The organism is Paraburkholderia sp. WS6, from assembly GCF_030464835.1.
GTDB classification, from domain to species: Bacteria; Pseudomonadota; Gammaproteobacteria; order Burkholderiales; family Burkholderiaceae; genus Paraburkholderia; species Paraburkholderia madseniana.
In genome coordinates this window covers 60,455-75,567 of the sequence record NZ_JALQCK010000011.1, presented here as the reverse complement: position 1 = coordinate 75,567, position 15,113 = coordinate 60,455, and the positions used below count along the sequence as shown (strand labels likewise).

Genomic DNA, 15,113 nt, shown 5'->3' with positions numbered 1-15,113 from the left:
GACTGGGATGCAGTCGGGGACTCGCCGATGGCGGATGCAAAAACGGCACCGTTGGGTGGTTTCGGTGCCGTCAGGCTACATCCCGTCATCACTTCTTCACGACGTCGAGAACCGCTTTCTTGCCGTCCTTGAAGTCGTAAAGCGTAATGGCGCCCTCTTTCAAATCACCCTTGTCGTCGAACGCGATGTGACCGATTACCCCGTTGTAATCGGTGGACGGCATCGCAGCCAGCACCTTGGGCGCCTCGATCGAATTAGCGCGCTTCATTGCATCGACAATCACGTACACAGCGTCATACGTGAACGGTGCGTAAATCTGCACCGGCGTGTGGAAGCGGTCGACGTACTTCTTTTCGAAGTCCGCTCCCTTGTCCATTTTCGAAAGCGCGAGTCCTGCCTCCGAACAGACCAGGTTTTGCACGGCGGTTCCCGCCAGCTCACCCACCTTGTCGGTACACACGCCGTCGCCGCCAAGGATTTTTGCCCTGATACCGAGCGCCGCCGCCTGTTTGGTAAACGGCCCGCCCGTTGCGTCCATTCCGCCGAACATGATCACGTCCGGCTGAACACTCTTGATCTTTCTAAGGACGGCCTGAAACTCCGTAGCCCTGTCATTCGTGGCTTCACGCGCGACGATCTTCGCCCCGCTCGCCTGTACTGTCTTCGCGAACTCGTCGGCCAGTCCTTTACCGTATACGGTCGAGTCGTCGACGATCGCGATGCGTTTCGCGCCGAGCACTTTCGTCGCGTAGTTGGCAAGCGCCGGGCCCTGCTGGGCATCGGTCGCGACCACCCGATACGTCGTCTTGAAACCTTGCTGCGTGTACCCCGGATTTGTCGACGACGGGGAGATCTGCACGATCCCGGCATCGCTATAGATCTTCGACGCGGGAATCGAGACGCCTGAATTCAGGTGCCCGACCACGGCGACAACATGATCGTCGACAAATTTTTCAGCGACCGCCGTACCCGTTTTCGGGTCCGCGGCATCATCTTGTGCGTCGAGTTCCAACTGGATCTTGTGACCGTCGATGGTCAAGCCTTGCTTATTGATTTCCTCGACCGCCAGACGCGCGCCGTTTTCATTGTCCCTGCCAAGATGCGCAATACCCCCCGTTAATGGGGCCGCATGACCGATTTTCACGACAGTCGTTTCACTCGCCGGTGCCGCTGCCGACGTGGCAGCCGATGCACCTGCTCCCGCCTCGCTATCCTGCTTCTTGCCGCACGCGGTCAACATCGCAACCGCGGTCACGATGGACACGGCGTAAGCAAACTTGACTCGCATTAAGTTGGTCTCCTGCGCCTTGCAAAATCTATTGTTCGGGACCCGGAGGCCTTGAGAACGCGCGCATTGTAACTCCAATTATGCGACGGGCAATATTGTTGAAACGGTGGGGTTTTCCTGCATTGCAACCTTATTTTGAGAGAGGAATTCCGAAAAAGGCGCAACCGGGTTGCGACTATTTTTCGTGCATCAGTTGCACCATCGCCGCGCCCAATGGCATCAAGTGTTGCAGCGATCTGGCCCGATCCCTGATTGCACCGTGGTTCGCGTTAAGTATTACGTTTCCATTGATATCAGGACGCGCGCACTATTTTAGTGCGCCAAAAATCAGGGCAACGCGTTTGATACGATTTAAACGGGGCCATATCATCGAAAAATTGATTAAAAGCCAAATCACAATTCAAAGGAATTTGTGTGGGAGGACACTTAAAACGGCTCGATACGCTGATCTGGCACTTTATTTTCGGCGGGCTCACGATTTTGCGGGCGTAAAAAAAGCGCGCCCTTGGGCGCGCTTTCCTTTCAGAAACGTCGGCTGATTGTCAGGCAGGCAGACCCAGCCCGCGCGGCAACGGAAACGCGATGTTTTCCTCGATGCCTTCGAGCGCACGCACGTTGCGCACGCCGAGCTCACGCAACCGGCCGATCACCGCTTGCGCCAGCGCTTCCGGCGCCGAGGCGCCCGCCGTCACGCCGATCCGGCGCTTGCCTTCAACCCACACCGGATCGATCTGGTCCGGCGAGTCCACCATATAAGAAGGCACGCCAAGCTTTTCGGCCAGCTCGCGCAACCGGTTCGAATTCGAACTATTCGGGCTGCCAACCACGATCACGACGTCGCATTGCGGCGCCATGAACTTGACCGCGTCCTGGCGGTTTTGCGTGGCGTAGCAGATGTCCTGCTTCTTCGGCTCGCGGATCGCGGGATATTTCGCCTTCAGGGCGCCGATGATCTCGGCTGCGTCGTCGACCGACAGGGTGGTTTGCGTCACGAACGCGATCCGCTCGGGATCGGCCAACTGCAAGGCCAGCACGTCTTTGATGTCTTCCACCAGATGCATGCCTTCGCCCGCCTGCCCCATCGTGCCCTCGACTTCAGGGTGGCCCTTGTGGCCGATCATCACGATGTCGAAGCCGTCCTGGCGCATCTTCGCGACTTCGATATGCACCTTGGTCACGAGCGGACAGGTGGCGTCGTACACCCGCAGGCCACGCGACTCGGCCTCCGAACGCACCGCTTTCGACACGCCATGCGCGCTGAAGATGACCGTATTGCCAGCCGGCACTTCTTCCAGTTGCTCAATGAAGATTGCGCCCTTCTTGCGCAAATCCTCGACGACATAGGCGTTATGGACGATTTCGTGGCGCACGTAAATCGGCGAGCCGTGCAGCTTGATGGCCCGCTCTACGATTTCAATGGCCCGATCGACGCCGGCACAGAACCCACGCGGCTGCGCCAGCAGGATCTCGGTTTCGGCAAGAGTCGTATCCGTGATGCTCATGTTTACAGAATCCCGATGATTTTCACTTCAAACGCCAGCGCCTGGCCGGCAAGCGGATGGTTGAAATCGAACAACGCCGACGTCTCGCCAACTTCCTTGAGGACGCCCGCGTAGCGGCCGCCACCCGGCGCGTTGAATTCGACCAGGTCACCCGGCGAAAAATCCTCGCCGATCATGCTGTTTTCGCGCAGCGTGGCCAGCGAAACCCGCTGGATCAGCTCCGGATTGCGCGGACCGAACGCCTGACCCGGCGTTAGCTGAAAGGTCGAATGGTGGCCCACCTTCAAACCCAGCAGAATATCTTCCAGCGGCGGCGCCAGTTGACCCGCGCCGAGCAACAGCGTGGCCGGCTTGTCGGTAAACGTATTGATGACTTCGGCGCCATCGGCAAGGGAAAGCCGGTAATGAAGCGTGACGTGTGAACCGGGCTTCACTTCGGAAATGTCGATGATGCTCATGCAATGCTCGCTCAGTCGAAGCGCGCTGCACGCGTGCGCCGCGGGCGCAGTTGGCGCCGCAGTTGACGCGCGTGGCAAACCCTCGGGGTGCCGTGCGCAAAGCGTCTATTGTAAGCCACATAGCGGGCGGCGGCTTGGCTCCGTCGCGCGCATCGCGGCTCGGCCGCGCACCGCGCGCCGCCACAAACCCCAACTGGAGGATGCATATCTATATGGCCGACTATGCCTGCACGATAGACGAAGCCGCACTTGAAACGGCCTTGCCGGAGCCCATCGCGCCCGTCGTCGCGCCCGCCATCGCCGCACCCGGTGCAGCCGCCCCGGCGTCGCCAGGCGCTGGCGCCACAACGGGTCATACCGCGGCCGAAGCCGGCGTCAGCTCCGCCGACGCCACCGCGAACGGCGGCGCCCACCCTGCCCGCTCGCTTGTACGCGGCAAATGGCACAAAAACGACATGCCGCGCGAGCGGCTGATCGAGGAAGGGCCGGGCGTCCTGTCCGACACCGAAATGATCGTACTGGTGCTTGGCGCGGGGTTGCCGGGCCACGACGTGTTCGACGTGGCGCGCACACTGCTCGACCGCTTCGGCTCGCTACGCGCCATGCTCGACGCAACTTACTCGGACTTCGACGGCCTGCGCGGCATCGGGCCGGCGAAAAAGGCCCAGTTGATTGCCATCATGGAAATGGCGCGGCGTTCGCTGGTCGATAAAATGCGTGACCGCTCGCTGATGAACTCGCCCGAAGCCGTGCAAGACTATCTGCGCCTGCGCATCGGCGGAAGTCCCCACGAAGTCTTCGTGTCGCTCTTTCTCGACGCCCGCCACCGGCTGATCCGCTGCGAGGAGAGCGCCCGGGGCACGCTCACGCGCATGGCCGTCTATCCGCGCGAAATCGTGCGGCGGGCGTTGAGCCTGAATGCGGCCAGCCTGATCGTCGCGCATAATCACCCTTCCGGCGCCGTCCAGCCGAGCGCGAGCGACTGCCGGCTGACGCATACGCTGCGCGAAGCCCTTGCGCTGATCGACGTCCAATTGATCGATCATCTGGTGATCGGCGCGGATCGCACATACTCCTTTGCCCGCGCCGGCTGGCCGTGACACGGTGCGAACCAGGGTCGCGGCAACGTCGTGCCGAGTTCGGCATCGCAAATAAGGTTTGATTTTGCGGCTTTTTTTCTGCTAGAATTCCGGTTTGCCTATTTCCAACCCCCTGTTCCGAAGCCACCAAGGCGTTCCGGAAAGGAAACGTGCCTCGAGTTTCAATAAACTCTCAGCGCGGCTCTTTTCGGGAAACTTTCACGGCGTTCGAACTCAGAATTAGCGTATTAGGAGTGCTCTCATGGCACGCGTATGCCAAGTAACTGGGAAAGCGCCGATGAGCGGCAACAACGTTTCCCACGCGAACAACAAAACCAAGCGCCGGTTCCTGCCGAACCTGCAAAACCGCCGTATTTGGGTGGAAAGCGAAAACCGTTGGGTGCGTCTGCGCGTTTCGAACGCCGGCCTGCGCCTGATCGACAAGAACGGTATCGACGCTGTGCTCGCAGATCTGCGCGCACGCGGTGAAGCCTAAGGAGTAAATCATGGCGAAAGGCGCACGCGACAAGATCAAGTTGGAATCGACCGCAGGCACGGGTCACTTCTATACGACGACGAAGAACAAACGCAACATGCCGGAAAAGATGCTGATCAAGAAATTTGATCCGGTCGTCCGTAAGCACGTTGACTACAAGGAAACCAAGATTAAATAAATCTTGGCTCCTGCCTGACGAAGGCAAAAAGATTTGCAAAAAAGCCTCGCATTCGTGTGAGGCTTTTTTGTTTTCAACGTCCCAATATCGCGCTGATTAGCTGTCCTTTAGCTGCCCTTTCGCCGCCAGGACAGTCTTATCCCGTTCGGCCAGCTTTCCCTCATTCGTTGCGACGCGTATCCTTTCTCGTTTTAGCGGCATGCACACAGCATGGCGTCACGGCGAAACGAAAGACGGAGATGCAGGCGATGGAATTCGATGTAGCGATTGTCGGTAGCGGTCTGGCGGGCTTGAGCGTCGCGCTCAACCTCGCGGAGACCCGGCGGGTTGCGGTGGTCGCCAAGCGATCGATGACCGAAGGCGCGAGCGATTGGGCGCAAGGCGGGATCGCCGCCGTTCTGGATTCGGCAGACAGCGTCGAAAACCACGTGCGCGACACGCTGATCGCCGGTGGCGGCCTGTGCGACGAGACGGCGACGCGTTTTATCGTTGAGCATGGGCGCGCTGCGATCGAATGGCTAATCGAGCAAGGCGTGCCGTTCACCAAAGACGACGCCGCCGAACTCGGCTTCCATCTGACGCGCGAAGGCGGCCACAGCCATCGCCGGATCATTCATGCTGCGGATGCAACGGGCCATGCAGTGGTCACCACGCTCAGCGAACGTGTACGCCGCCATCCGAACATCACCCTGCTCGAGGACCACTACGCGATCGACCTGATCACGTCCGACCGTCTCGGTCTGCCGGGGCGTCGCTGCCACGGTTTGTATGCACTCGATCTGCAAAGCGGCCGCACCGTGACAATCGAAGCGCCGCATACCGTGCTCGCCACCGGCGGCGCCGGCAAGGTCTATCTGTACACCACCAACCCCGACACCGCGACCGGCGACGGCATCGCAATGGCCTGGCGCGCCGGTTGCCGCGTGTCGAACATGGAATTCATCCAGTTCCATCCCACCTGCCTGTTCCATCCTTATGCGAAGTCGTTCCTGATCTCAGAGGCCGTGCGCGGCGAGGGCGGCATTCTGAAGCTGCCGGATGGCACGCGCTTCATGCCGAACCACGACGAACGCGCCGAACTCGCGCCGCGCGACATCGTCGCGCGTGCGATCGACTTCGAGATCAAGAAACGCGGCATCGATTGCGTCTATCTCGACATCAGCCATCAGCCGCCCGAATTCCTGCGCGAGCACTTCCCGACGATTCTGGCCCGCTGCCTGGAATTCGGCATCGACATCACCAAAGAGCCGATTCCGGTTGTGCCCGCCGCGCACTACACGTGCGGCGGTGTCGTGACTGACCTGGCCGGCAGGACTGACCTCGCGGGCCTCTATGCGGTCGGTGAAACGTCATGCACAGGCCTGCACGGTGCGAACCGGCTTGCCAGCAATTCCTTGCTCGAGTGTCTCGTGATCGGACGCTCCGCCGCGCAAGCCATCGAGGAAGAAGGCTTCAGCGCCGCCGTCCACGCGCCGCTGCCTGACTGGGACGAAAGCCGTGTGTCAGATCCGGACGAAGAAGTGGTGGTCGCGCACAACTGGGATGAACTGCGCCGTTTGATGTGGAACTACGTCGGCATTGTGCGGACGGACAAGCGGCTCGCCCGGGCCAAGCATCGGCTTGCCTTGCTCCGTGACGAGATTCACGAGTATTACGCGAACTTCAAGGTGAGCCGCGATTTGCTTGAATTGCGCAATCTGGTCGACGTGGCGTCGTTGATTGTCGAAGGTGCTCGCTCACGGCGTGAAAGCCGAGGCTTGCATTTCAGCCGAGATTGGCCGGCCACGTTGCCTAAAGCGCTGCCGACGGTGCTGTCGCCGGAGCATGTGCGTAACCGCAACGTGTAATTTCTGAAGCTGAAGTGAAAAAGCCATCGCCGGTTTCCCAGCGATGGCTTTTTCATGGATGGCGAACGCTTAGGCGCGCGGCTTACACGATCCGCATCGAGTAATCCGTTGCACGCACATCTTTGGTCAGCGCACCGATCGACACGCGGTCGACACCCGTTTCGGCGATGGTCCTCACCGTCTCGAAGTTCACACCGCCAGACACTTCCAGCACCGCCCGCCCTGCCGTGATACGCACTGCTTCATGCATCGCGTCGAACGAAAAGTTGTCCAGCAGAATGGATTGCGCGCGATGCGCCAACGCGGTTTCCAATTGCGCAAGCGTTTCGACTTCGATCTGGATCGACACGCCTGCATTCAGCGCGAGCGCCGCATCCATTGCGGCACCGACGCCGCCCGCTGCGGCGATGTGGTTTTCCTTGATCAGAATGCCGTCGTACAAAGCGAGCCGCTGATTCGCCCCGCCACCCACGCGCACCGCGTATTTCTGCGCGAGCCGCAAGCCTGGCAAGGTCTTACGCGTATCGAGGATGCGCGTTTGGGTGTGGGCGATTGCGTCGACATAACGGCGCGTTGCGCTCGCCACGCCCGACAGCAGTTGCAGGAAATTCAACGCATTACGTTCCGCAGTCAACAGCGCACGGACAGGGCCGCGCAGCTCGCAGACCGGCGTATCCGCCGTCATCCGATCGCCCTCGCGATAACGCCACCGCACATCGATACGCGGATCGACCTGGCGCATCACCGCGTTGAACCAGAGCACGCCGCAAAGCATGGCATCTTCGCGCACGATGATGCGCGCATCACGCACGTCGTCTGCAGGGACAAGACGGCCGGTCTGATCGCCTGCGCCAACATCTTCGGCCAGCGCGTCGGCGACGTTGCGCGCCAGCGCAGCATCGAATGCCGCGCCATACTGCGCATGAATCTCCGCAAACAGCGGCGACACCGCCTCGACCTGATTGCGCTCAACTGCCCCTTCAACCGCCCCCATTACGCCGCTCCCACGTTCGAATACAGTTGCGCGTCTCGTGCAAGATCGCCGCTGGCTTGCACGCGTTTCTTGTGACGCGCCGCGAAGTCGAGCATCCGGTCGATCGGCAGACGCGCCCGTTCGCCGATCGCTCGATCGACGAAGATTTCGTTGTGGCCGCGTTCGAGCACCTCGGCCAGATTGGCGAGGCCGTTCATCGCCATCCACGGGCAATGCGCGCAGCTCTTGCAGGTCGCGCTGTTGCCGGCCGTCGGCGCGGCGATCAACGTCTTGCCCGGCGCGGCGAGCTGCATCTTGTGCAGAATGCCGAGATCGGTCGCCACGATGAAATGCGTCGCGTCAAGTTTTTGCGCGGCGTCGATCAACTGCGTGGTCGAGCCGACCACGTCCGCTTGCGCGACCACGTTAGCCGGCGACTCCGGATGCACCAAAACTTTCGCGTCCGGATACTCGGCGCGCAGCAGATCGAGTTCAATGCCCTTGAATTCGTCGTGCACGAGACACGAGCCCTGCCACAGCAGCATGTCCGCGCCCGTCTTGCTCTGGATATAGCTACCGAGATGCCGATCTGGCGCCCAGATGATCTTTTCGCCGCGTGCGTGCAGATCGGCAACGATTTCCAGCCCGATCGACGACGTCACCATCCAGTCCGCCCGAGCCTTGACGGCCGCACTGGTGTTCGCGTACACGACCACCGTGCGATCCGGGTGCGCGTCGCAGAACGCCGAGAATTCATCGACCGGACAGCCGAGGTCGAGCGAACAGGTCGCGTCGAGATCCGGCATCAGAATGCGCTTGTCCGGACTCAGGATTTTCGCGGTCTCACCCATGAAGCGCACGCCCGCCACCACCAGCGTTTGCGCCTCGTGATCGCGGCCGAAGCGCGCCATTTCCAGTGAGTCGGCCACGCAACCGCCGGTTTCGTCGGCGAGTTCCTGCAGTTCCGCGTCGACGTAGTAGTGCGCAACGAGCACGGCTTTCTCGCGCTTAAGCAATGCGCGGATGCGTTCCTTCAACTCCACCTTCTGTTCCGCCGACGGCACGTCGGGCACCTTCGCCCAGGCCTGCCCGATCCCGCAGGTCGTGCCCTGCGCCTGTGGCCGGTCGTATTCGACGGTCCTGATCGTCTGCTGATCCATGATCTCCTCTGCCTTCGCTCTGCCGCCGCGGACTGTCAATCGCGTGTCGTTGAAATTGCCGCGGCCCAAAAAGCAAAACCCCGCCAACGCGGGGTTTTGTGACGTAACGAAATTTTAATAGATTTCGCGCTCAGGCATACGATCAGGCATAACGGCGCAGGCGCATCGCAAAGTCTTGCAGTGCTTTGATACCGCTCTGTTCCGCCCGATGACACCAGTCTTGCAACTGAATCAGCAGTTGATCACGCGACGCATTCGAGCGCTCCCACATCGCCGCCAGTTCATTGCGCATGTCGATGTAGGTCTTGAGCTTCTGGCTGTTCGCGAAGATCTGCGGCAACTGGCGCTTCTGCGGTTCATCGAGACCCGCTTCTTCCTTGTGGAACCAGCTACGCGCACCGCGCATCACCTGATACTTCTCGCGCGCGCCCACTTCCTTGAGATGCGCCAGTTCCTGGCGATATGCGCGCTTGAGCGCCTTGCCGTAACGCGCCATCACTTCGTAGCGGTTTGCCAGCACGGCTTGCAACGTGTCCTGATCGAGCACCAGCTTGCCAGTGGTCAGACGCGGCGTAGGCGCGATCTTCTTCACCTTGGCCAGACGGAACGCCGACATGATGCGGATGTACATCCAGCCGATGTCGAACTCGTACCACTTGTTCGACAGCTTGGCCGACGTCGCATACGTGTGGTGGTTGTTATGCAGCTCTTCACCGCCAATGATGATGCCCCACGGGAAGATGTTGGTGCTGGCATCCGACGAGTTGAAGTTGCGGTAGCCCCACCAGTGCGCGAGGCCGTTCACCACGCCAGCCGCCCAGAACGGGATCCACACCATCTGCACGGCCCAGATCGTCAGGCCGACGACGCCGAACAGCGCGACGTTCAGCACCATCATCAGGCTCACGCCCAAGATCGGGTACTTGGTGTAGACGTTGCGTTCCATCCAGTCATTCGGCGTGCCGTGACTGAACTTGCGCATCGTTTCTTCATTCTTGGCTTCGGAACGGTACAGTTCCGCGCCTTCGAGCAGCACCTTCCAGATGCCGCGCGTTTGCGGGCTGTGCGGATCTTCTTCGGTCTCGCACTTGGCGTGGTGCTTACGGTGAATCGCGGCCCATTGGCCGGTCAGCATGCCGGTGGTCATCCACAGCCAGAAACGGAAAAAATGACTGACGATCGGATGCAGCTCCAGCGCACGGTGCGCCTGGCAGCGATGCAGATAGACCGTTACGCCAATGATCGTGATGTGCGTCGCGACCAGCGTGTACAGCACAAGTTGCCACCACGAGAAGTGCAGCAAACCGTGAGCAAGGAAATCGAGCAAGGAATTCAACAAGGCAATTTACCTGTGGAACAAGAGACGCCAGACACACGCGAAATGCGCGTGTCAAGAAAGTGAAAGCATACAGCGGGATTGGACGATATTCTACTTGAAGCGTTCCAAGTGTTTGTAACAAATAGGGATTTTTTGTGCGGTATCAACCAGATGGAACGCGCCGGCGGTCTTTTTTGGACCCGCCGGCGGGTTCGAAGTGCCCGTCAGTGGGCGCTGTCGGCCTGATTGGCCACGGGAGCAGTCATTGTTACCGCTTGCGGCATGGCGTCGCTGACGTTGCCGACGATTCGCACTTCGCGTTGCGAGAAAGGAATTGCGATGTCGTGTTCGGAGAACAGACGCCAGATGTTGCGATTGACGGCCGAGCGCACGCCTGACGTGCCTGTTGCCGCGTCTTCGATCCAGAAACCCAGTTCGAGGTTGATGCCGTCGGGGCCGAAACCAACCAGATAAGGCGTAGGCGCCGGTTCCTGCAGCACCCGCGCGACGCCCTGTGCGGCCTCGGCGAGCAACGCCATCGCCTGCTCGACGTCGGTGGAGTAGGCGACCTGCACGGCCGCCTTGGCGTAGCCGCGCGTCAAATAGGACGACTGGTTCTGCACCACGTCCGTAATCAGCTTTTCGTTCGGAATCAGCGTTTCGATGCCGTCGAGGCCGCGCACCACCGTATAACGCGTGCGGATCTGCGTGACCATGCCCTGCAAGCCGCTGACATTGATGGTGTCGCCGATGCGCAGCGAGCGGTCGATCAGGATGATGAAGCCCGAGACGTAGTTGCTGGCGATCTTCTGCAAGCCGAACCCGAGCCCGACACCCAGCGCGCCGCCGAACACGCCCAGCACCGTGATGTCGATTCCGACCAGCGACAGGCTGATCAACACCGCCGCCAGCACGAACGCAGCGCGCCCGACTCGCGCCACCACCACCTTGAGGTTGGCATCGAGCGTCTTCGAACGCATCAGACGATCTTCGAACGTGGCCCCGAGCCACATCGCGACGATCATCGTCACACACACCCACAGAAGCCCCGTGGTAAGCGAAAGCAGCGTCATGTGCGCATTCGCGACCCGGAAGCGCACGCTGCCCATCCAGGTGATCACGTCGTCCTGGATGCCCATCACGGTGAGCACCATGCCGATCCAGACGACCAGCGAAACGATCTTCTCGACGAGGAACAGCCACGGATGGTTCGCGCCGTCCTGACTGAAAACCCGCCGCGCGAAGAAAAACACGATGTAAATCAGACCGATACCGAACAGCGGCACCAGCGCCAGATCGAGCAGCGCGGTGTGCATGAACGGGCCGGTGATCGCCTGCGCAAGCCACACGAACGCCGCACCAATCAGCGGAAAGAACGCGCGGTTCAGGCTTTCCGCGCCGAAACGCAAGGTCTGGTAACGCGTCTGGCGCCGCAGATCGAGGGTGCGGCGCAACAGGCGCGCGAGCAGCCAGGCAATGCCGAGCGTCACGAGCAGGACGCCGACCTGCCACAGCATCACCGGCTGGCCGAAGTCGCGCGCGAGGTCGCCGAACATATGAGGGAAAATGCGGTTTTGCATGATGTCGCCGAAATCGCCGGCGCAGCGGGATTCAGAAAAGGAACCCGGTTGCGCGGGCAGACAGCCGGTTGCGTTTAGCTCTGGCGTTCCAGCACGGCTGCGAAGAAGCCGTCGGTAGCGTGGCGGTGCGGCCACAGCGACAGGTAATCGCCCATTTCCAGGTCGATGCGCTGCTCGGCGAGCACGTCGCGCGCCGGCACCAATGCGAAGTCCGGATGGTCGGCGAGGAACTGCTGCACGACGGCTTCGTTTTCCGCTTCCAGAATCGAGCAGGTTGCGTAGACGAGACGGCCGCCCTTCTTCACCAGACGCGAGGCACTGGCCAGAATCGACGCCTGCTTCGGCGCCAGTTCGGCGACCGATTCCGGCGACTGGCGCCACTTCAGGTCCGGGTTACGACGCAGCGTACCCAGGCCGCTGCACGGTGCGTCGACCAGCACGCGGTCGATCTTGCCGGCCAGACGCTTGATCTTGGCGTCGTGTTCACTGTCGATCAGCACCGGATTCACGTTCGACAGCCCGCTGCGCGCGAGGCGCGGCTTGAGCTTGGCCAAACGCCGCTCGGAGACGTCGAAGGCGTACAGACGCCCGGTGGAACGCATCGCCGCGCCCAGTGCCAGCGTCTTGCCGCCGGCGCCCGCGCAGAAGTCCACGATCATTTCGCCGCGCTTGGGGGCGACCAGCGAACACAGTAACTGGCTGCCCTCGTCCTGAACTTCGACCCAGCCGTGCTGGAACGCGTCGAGCTTGGTCAGCGGCGGCTTGCCGACCACCCGCACGCCGAACGGTGCGAAAGGCGTCGCGCCACCTTCGATGCCTGCCTTCGACAGCGCGTTCAGCACGTCGTCGCGGCTTGCCTTGATCGGGTTCGCGCGCAGGTCCAGCGGCGCCGGATAATTCAGCGCGGCGGCCAGCTGCGCAAGTTCCGCAGGTTCGAAGCGCTTCGCGAGCGCCTGATAGATCCAGTCGGGCAGATTCAGGCGAATCCGCAGCGGCAGGCTTTCAGGGTCGATCTTCGCGACGTGTTCGAGCCAGTGCGATTCGGTGTCCGACAAGAACGGCTTGAGGGCCGTGCGGCCGGCCGTTTGCATCAGTCCCAGCAAGGCCATGCGGCGCGCCGGGCTGCCCGCGCCGCCTTCGGCCAGATGGGCGAATTCCATCCGGCGGCGCAGCACGGCGAAGATCGCCTCGGCGATCACGCCGCGCTCGCCGTGCCCGAGCTTCGGATGCGCGCGGAAAAAGCGGCTCGTCGTGGCGTCGGCCGGACCGTTCAGCTTCAGGACTTCAGCCAGCAAAGTCTCGGTTTGTCCAATCAAAAAACCATGTAATCTCATGCGCCCTCTCCGGCGGTGTGACCGGCAAAGAGCCATTGCGGCTCCGGCGGCGTAAGCGTGACACGCAAGCCGTCGAGAGCAAGACGCCCTTCGACGAACCAGCGCACCGCGCGTGGATAGATAATGTGTTCGGTTGCCAGCACGCGTTCTGCGAGCGTGGCGGGGGTGTCGCCAGCTTCGACGGGGACGGCAGCCTGCGCGACGATCGGCCCGTGATCCAGCTGCGACGTGACAAAATGCACCGACGCGCCGTGCAGCCGCACGCCGGCGTCAAGTGCCTGTTGATGGGTTTTCAGGCCCGGAAAGCTCGGCAGCAGCGACGGATGCACGTTCAGCATGCGCCCGGTGTAATGGTCGACGAAACCGGCCGTGAGCACCCGCATGAAGCCGGCGAGCACGACGAGATCAGGCGCGAAGCTGTCGATTTCTTGCGCCAGCGCGGCGTCGAAGCTGTCGCGATCGGGAAACTGGCGGTGGTCGACCACCGCCGTGGCAATGCCGTGCGACGCAGCGAACGCAAGGCCCGCGGCGTCAGGACGGTTGGCAATCACAGCGGCGACTTGCGCCGCCCAGCCTTCGTCCGCGCAGGCGCGAATGATAGCTTCCATGTTGCTTCCCCGTCCGGAAATCAGGATGACGAGTTTTTTCATCCGCGGATTTTATCATTCGGGGGACACTGAAACGGCGACGCGCCGCCGTCTCGTGCGCTGAGCGTTTATAATCGTTTGTTTTGCGGCATCTCGGCCGCCCTACCTCAAACCCGCTATCGTGAGAGTCTTCCGCGGTCTTCCCAATGCCGAAAGCCGTGCGCCCTGCGCACTGACCATCGGCAACTTCGACGGTGTCCACCGCGGCCATCAGGCTTTGCTCGCCCACGTCCGGGCCGCCGCCGATGCTCGCGGCCTGCCCGTCTGCGTGATGACCTTCGAGCCGCACCCGCGCGAGTTCTTCAACCCCGCTGGCGCGCCGCCGCGAATCGCCATGCTGCGCGACAAGCTTGAAGCGCTGCGCACCAACGGCGTCGACCGGGTCGTGGTCGAGCATTTCAACCACACCTTCGCGAGCCAGTCGCCGGATGCGTTTGTCGAACGGATCATCGTCAACGGGTTGCATGCGCGCTGGGTGATGATCGGCGACGACTTCCGCTACGGCGCCAAGCGCGCGGGCGATTTCGCCTCGCTCAAGGCCGCGGGTCAACAGCACGGTTTCGAAGTCGAGCAGATGGCAACCGTGGCGGATCCGTCCGGCGCGCGCATTTCCAGTTCGGGCGTGCGCACGGCACTGGTAGCGGGCGATCTCGATTCGGCGCGTGCCGCGCTGGGCCGCGATTACCTGATCAGCGGCCACGTCGTGCATGGCATGAAGCTCGGCCGCGACCTCGGTTTCCCCACGCTCAATCTGCCGATCGCGCACAAGCGCCCGGCACTGGCCGGCATTTTCGTGGTGCGCGTGCATGGCGTGGCGGACGAACCGTTGCCGGGCGTCGCCAGCCTCGGCCTGCGCCCCACCGTCGACGATTCCGGCCGCGTGCTGCTCGAAGTACACCTGCTCGACTGGCACGGCGATGCGTATGGCAAACTCGTGCGCGTCGAATTCCTGAAAAAGCTGCGTGACGAGGAAAAGTACGTCGACCTCGAAACGCTGACCGCCGCCATCGCGCGCGACGTCGCCAATGCGCGCGCGTGGTTCGCGGCCGTCGGCGCCGGCACGCCGGGCAGCCGTTCCACCGGTTTCGCCACCTCGGCCACCGACCGAATTAGATAGCCGCCGCGGTACATGCGAGCGCGCTGAAGCGCTGCATGTACCCACTGCTGCGCGCATCGAAGGGCGTCCGTGGATCACGCGACATGCCTGCCGGGCGCGCCTAACGCCCTGCGCATCTTGCGCATACCGCAGCCTC

The 15,113-nt window shown here is 61.8% G+C and carries 14 protein-coding genes; 5 read left to right on the top strand and 9 right to left on the bottom strand.

What is annotated here, in order from left to right:
• Positions 1 to 88: 88 nt before the first annotated feature.
• From M0D64_RS15635 to M0D64_RS15625, 3 genes are all read right to left on the bottom strand, one after another.
• Complete coding sequence (locus M0D64_RS15635) at positions 89 to 1,288, bottom strand: branched-chain amino acid ABC transporter substrate-binding protein (RefSeq protein ID WP_266258365.1); 1,200 nt, start codon at positions 1,286 to 1,288, stop codon at positions 89 to 91.
• A gap of 542 nt (positions 1,289 to 1,830) precedes the next feature.
• Entirely contained in the window at positions 1,831 to 2,790 is a 960-nt protein-coding gene (gene ispH / locus M0D64_RS15630) for a 4-hydroxy-3-methylbut-2-enyl diphosphate reductase (RefSeq protein WP_154565879.1), read from the bottom strand.
• Between the two features lie 2 nt (positions 2,791 to 2,792).
• Complete coding sequence (locus M0D64_RS15625; protein ID WP_042321518.1) at positions 2,793 to 3,248, bottom strand: peptidylprolyl isomerase; 456 nt, start codon at positions 3,246 to 3,248, stop codon at positions 2,793 to 2,795.
• Positions 3,249 to 3,460: 212 nt separating this feature from the next.
• On the opposite strand from M0D64_RS15625, the gene radC reads away from it, so the two are divergent.
• The 4 genes from radC (at position 3,461) to nadB (ending at position 6,848) form a co-directional block, all read left to right on the top strand.
• Entirely contained in the window at positions 3,461 to 4,348 is an 888-nt protein-coding gene (radC, locus tag M0D64_RS15620; RefSeq protein WP_308102486.1) for a DNA repair protein RadC, read from the top strand.
• A gap of 241 nt (positions 4,349 to 4,589) precedes the next feature.
• Complete coding sequence (rpmB, locus tag M0D64_RS15615) at positions 4,590 to 4,823, top strand: 50S ribosomal protein L28 (RefSeq protein WP_007180631.1); 234 nt, start codon at positions 4,590 to 4,592, stop codon at positions 4,821 to 4,823.
• A 10-nt stretch (positions 4,824 to 4,833) separates the two neighbouring features.
• Positions 4,834 to 5,001, top strand: coding sequence for a 50S ribosomal protein L33 (rpmG, locus tag M0D64_RS15610; protein ID WP_006050116.1), 168 nt, complete (start codon positions 4,834 to 4,836; stop codon positions 4,999 to 5,001).
• Between the two features lie 248 nt (positions 5,002 to 5,249).
• Positions 5,250 to 6,848: an L-aspartate oxidase gene (gene nadB, locus M0D64_RS15605; RefSeq protein WP_154565878.1), complete on the top strand. Its 1,599-nt coding sequence runs from the start codon at positions 5,250 to 5,252 to the stop codon at positions 6,846 to 6,848.
• An 82-nt stretch (positions 6,849 to 6,930) separates the two neighbouring features.
• On the opposite strand, the gene nadC is transcribed toward nadB, so the two are convergent.
• The 6 genes from nadC to purN form a co-directional block, all read right to left on the bottom strand.
• The gene (nadC, locus tag M0D64_RS15600) at positions 6,931 to 7,842 is read right to left on the bottom strand and encodes a carboxylating nicotinate-nucleotide diphosphorylase (RefSeq protein WP_266258364.1); all 912 of its coding nucleotides are present in this window, start codon (positions 7,840 to 7,842) and stop codon (positions 6,931 to 6,933) included.
• Positions 7,842 to 8,981, bottom strand: a complete 1,140-nt coding sequence (gene nadA / locus M0D64_RS15595) for a quinolinate synthase NadA (protein ID WP_154565876.1) — start codon at positions 8,979 to 8,981, stop codon at positions 7,842 to 7,844. Before nadA ends, nadC begins: the two co-directional genes overlap by 1 nt.
• A gap of 142 nt (positions 8,982 to 9,123) precedes the next feature.
• Complete coding sequence (locus M0D64_RS15590; RefSeq protein ID WP_154565875.1) at positions 9,124 to 10,320, bottom strand: fatty acid desaturase; 1,197 nt, start codon at positions 10,318 to 10,320, stop codon at positions 9,124 to 9,126.
• Between the two features lie 203 nt (positions 10,321 to 10,523).
• On the bottom strand, positions 10,524 to 11,879 hold the full coding sequence (locus tag M0D64_RS15585) for a mechanosensitive ion channel family protein (RefSeq protein ID WP_266258363.1): 1,356 nt from the start codon (positions 11,877 to 11,879) through the stop codon (positions 10,524 to 10,526).
• A 74-nt stretch (positions 11,880 to 11,953) separates the two neighbouring features.
• Complete coding sequence (locus M0D64_RS15580) at positions 11,954 to 13,213, bottom strand: RsmB/NOP family class I SAM-dependent RNA methyltransferase (RefSeq protein WP_266258362.1); 1,260 nt, start codon at positions 13,211 to 13,213, stop codon at positions 11,954 to 11,956.
• Entirely contained in the window at positions 13,210 to 13,863 is a 654-nt protein-coding gene (gene purN, locus M0D64_RS15575; RefSeq protein ID WP_266258361.1) for a phosphoribosylglycinamide formyltransferase, read from the bottom strand. Before purN ends, M0D64_RS15580 begins: the two co-directional genes overlap by 4 nt.
• 118 nt (positions 13,864 to 13,981) lie before the next feature.
• On the opposite strand from purN, the gene M0D64_RS15570 reads away from it, so the two are divergent.
• Positions 13,982 to 14,977 carry a bifunctional riboflavin kinase/FAD synthetase gene (locus tag M0D64_RS15570; protein WP_266258359.1) on the top strand — a complete coding sequence of 332 codons (996 nt, stop codon included), beginning with the start codon at positions 13,982 to 13,984 and terminating at the stop codon, positions 14,975 to 14,977.
• Positions 14,978 to 15,113: the final 136 nt, after the last annotated feature.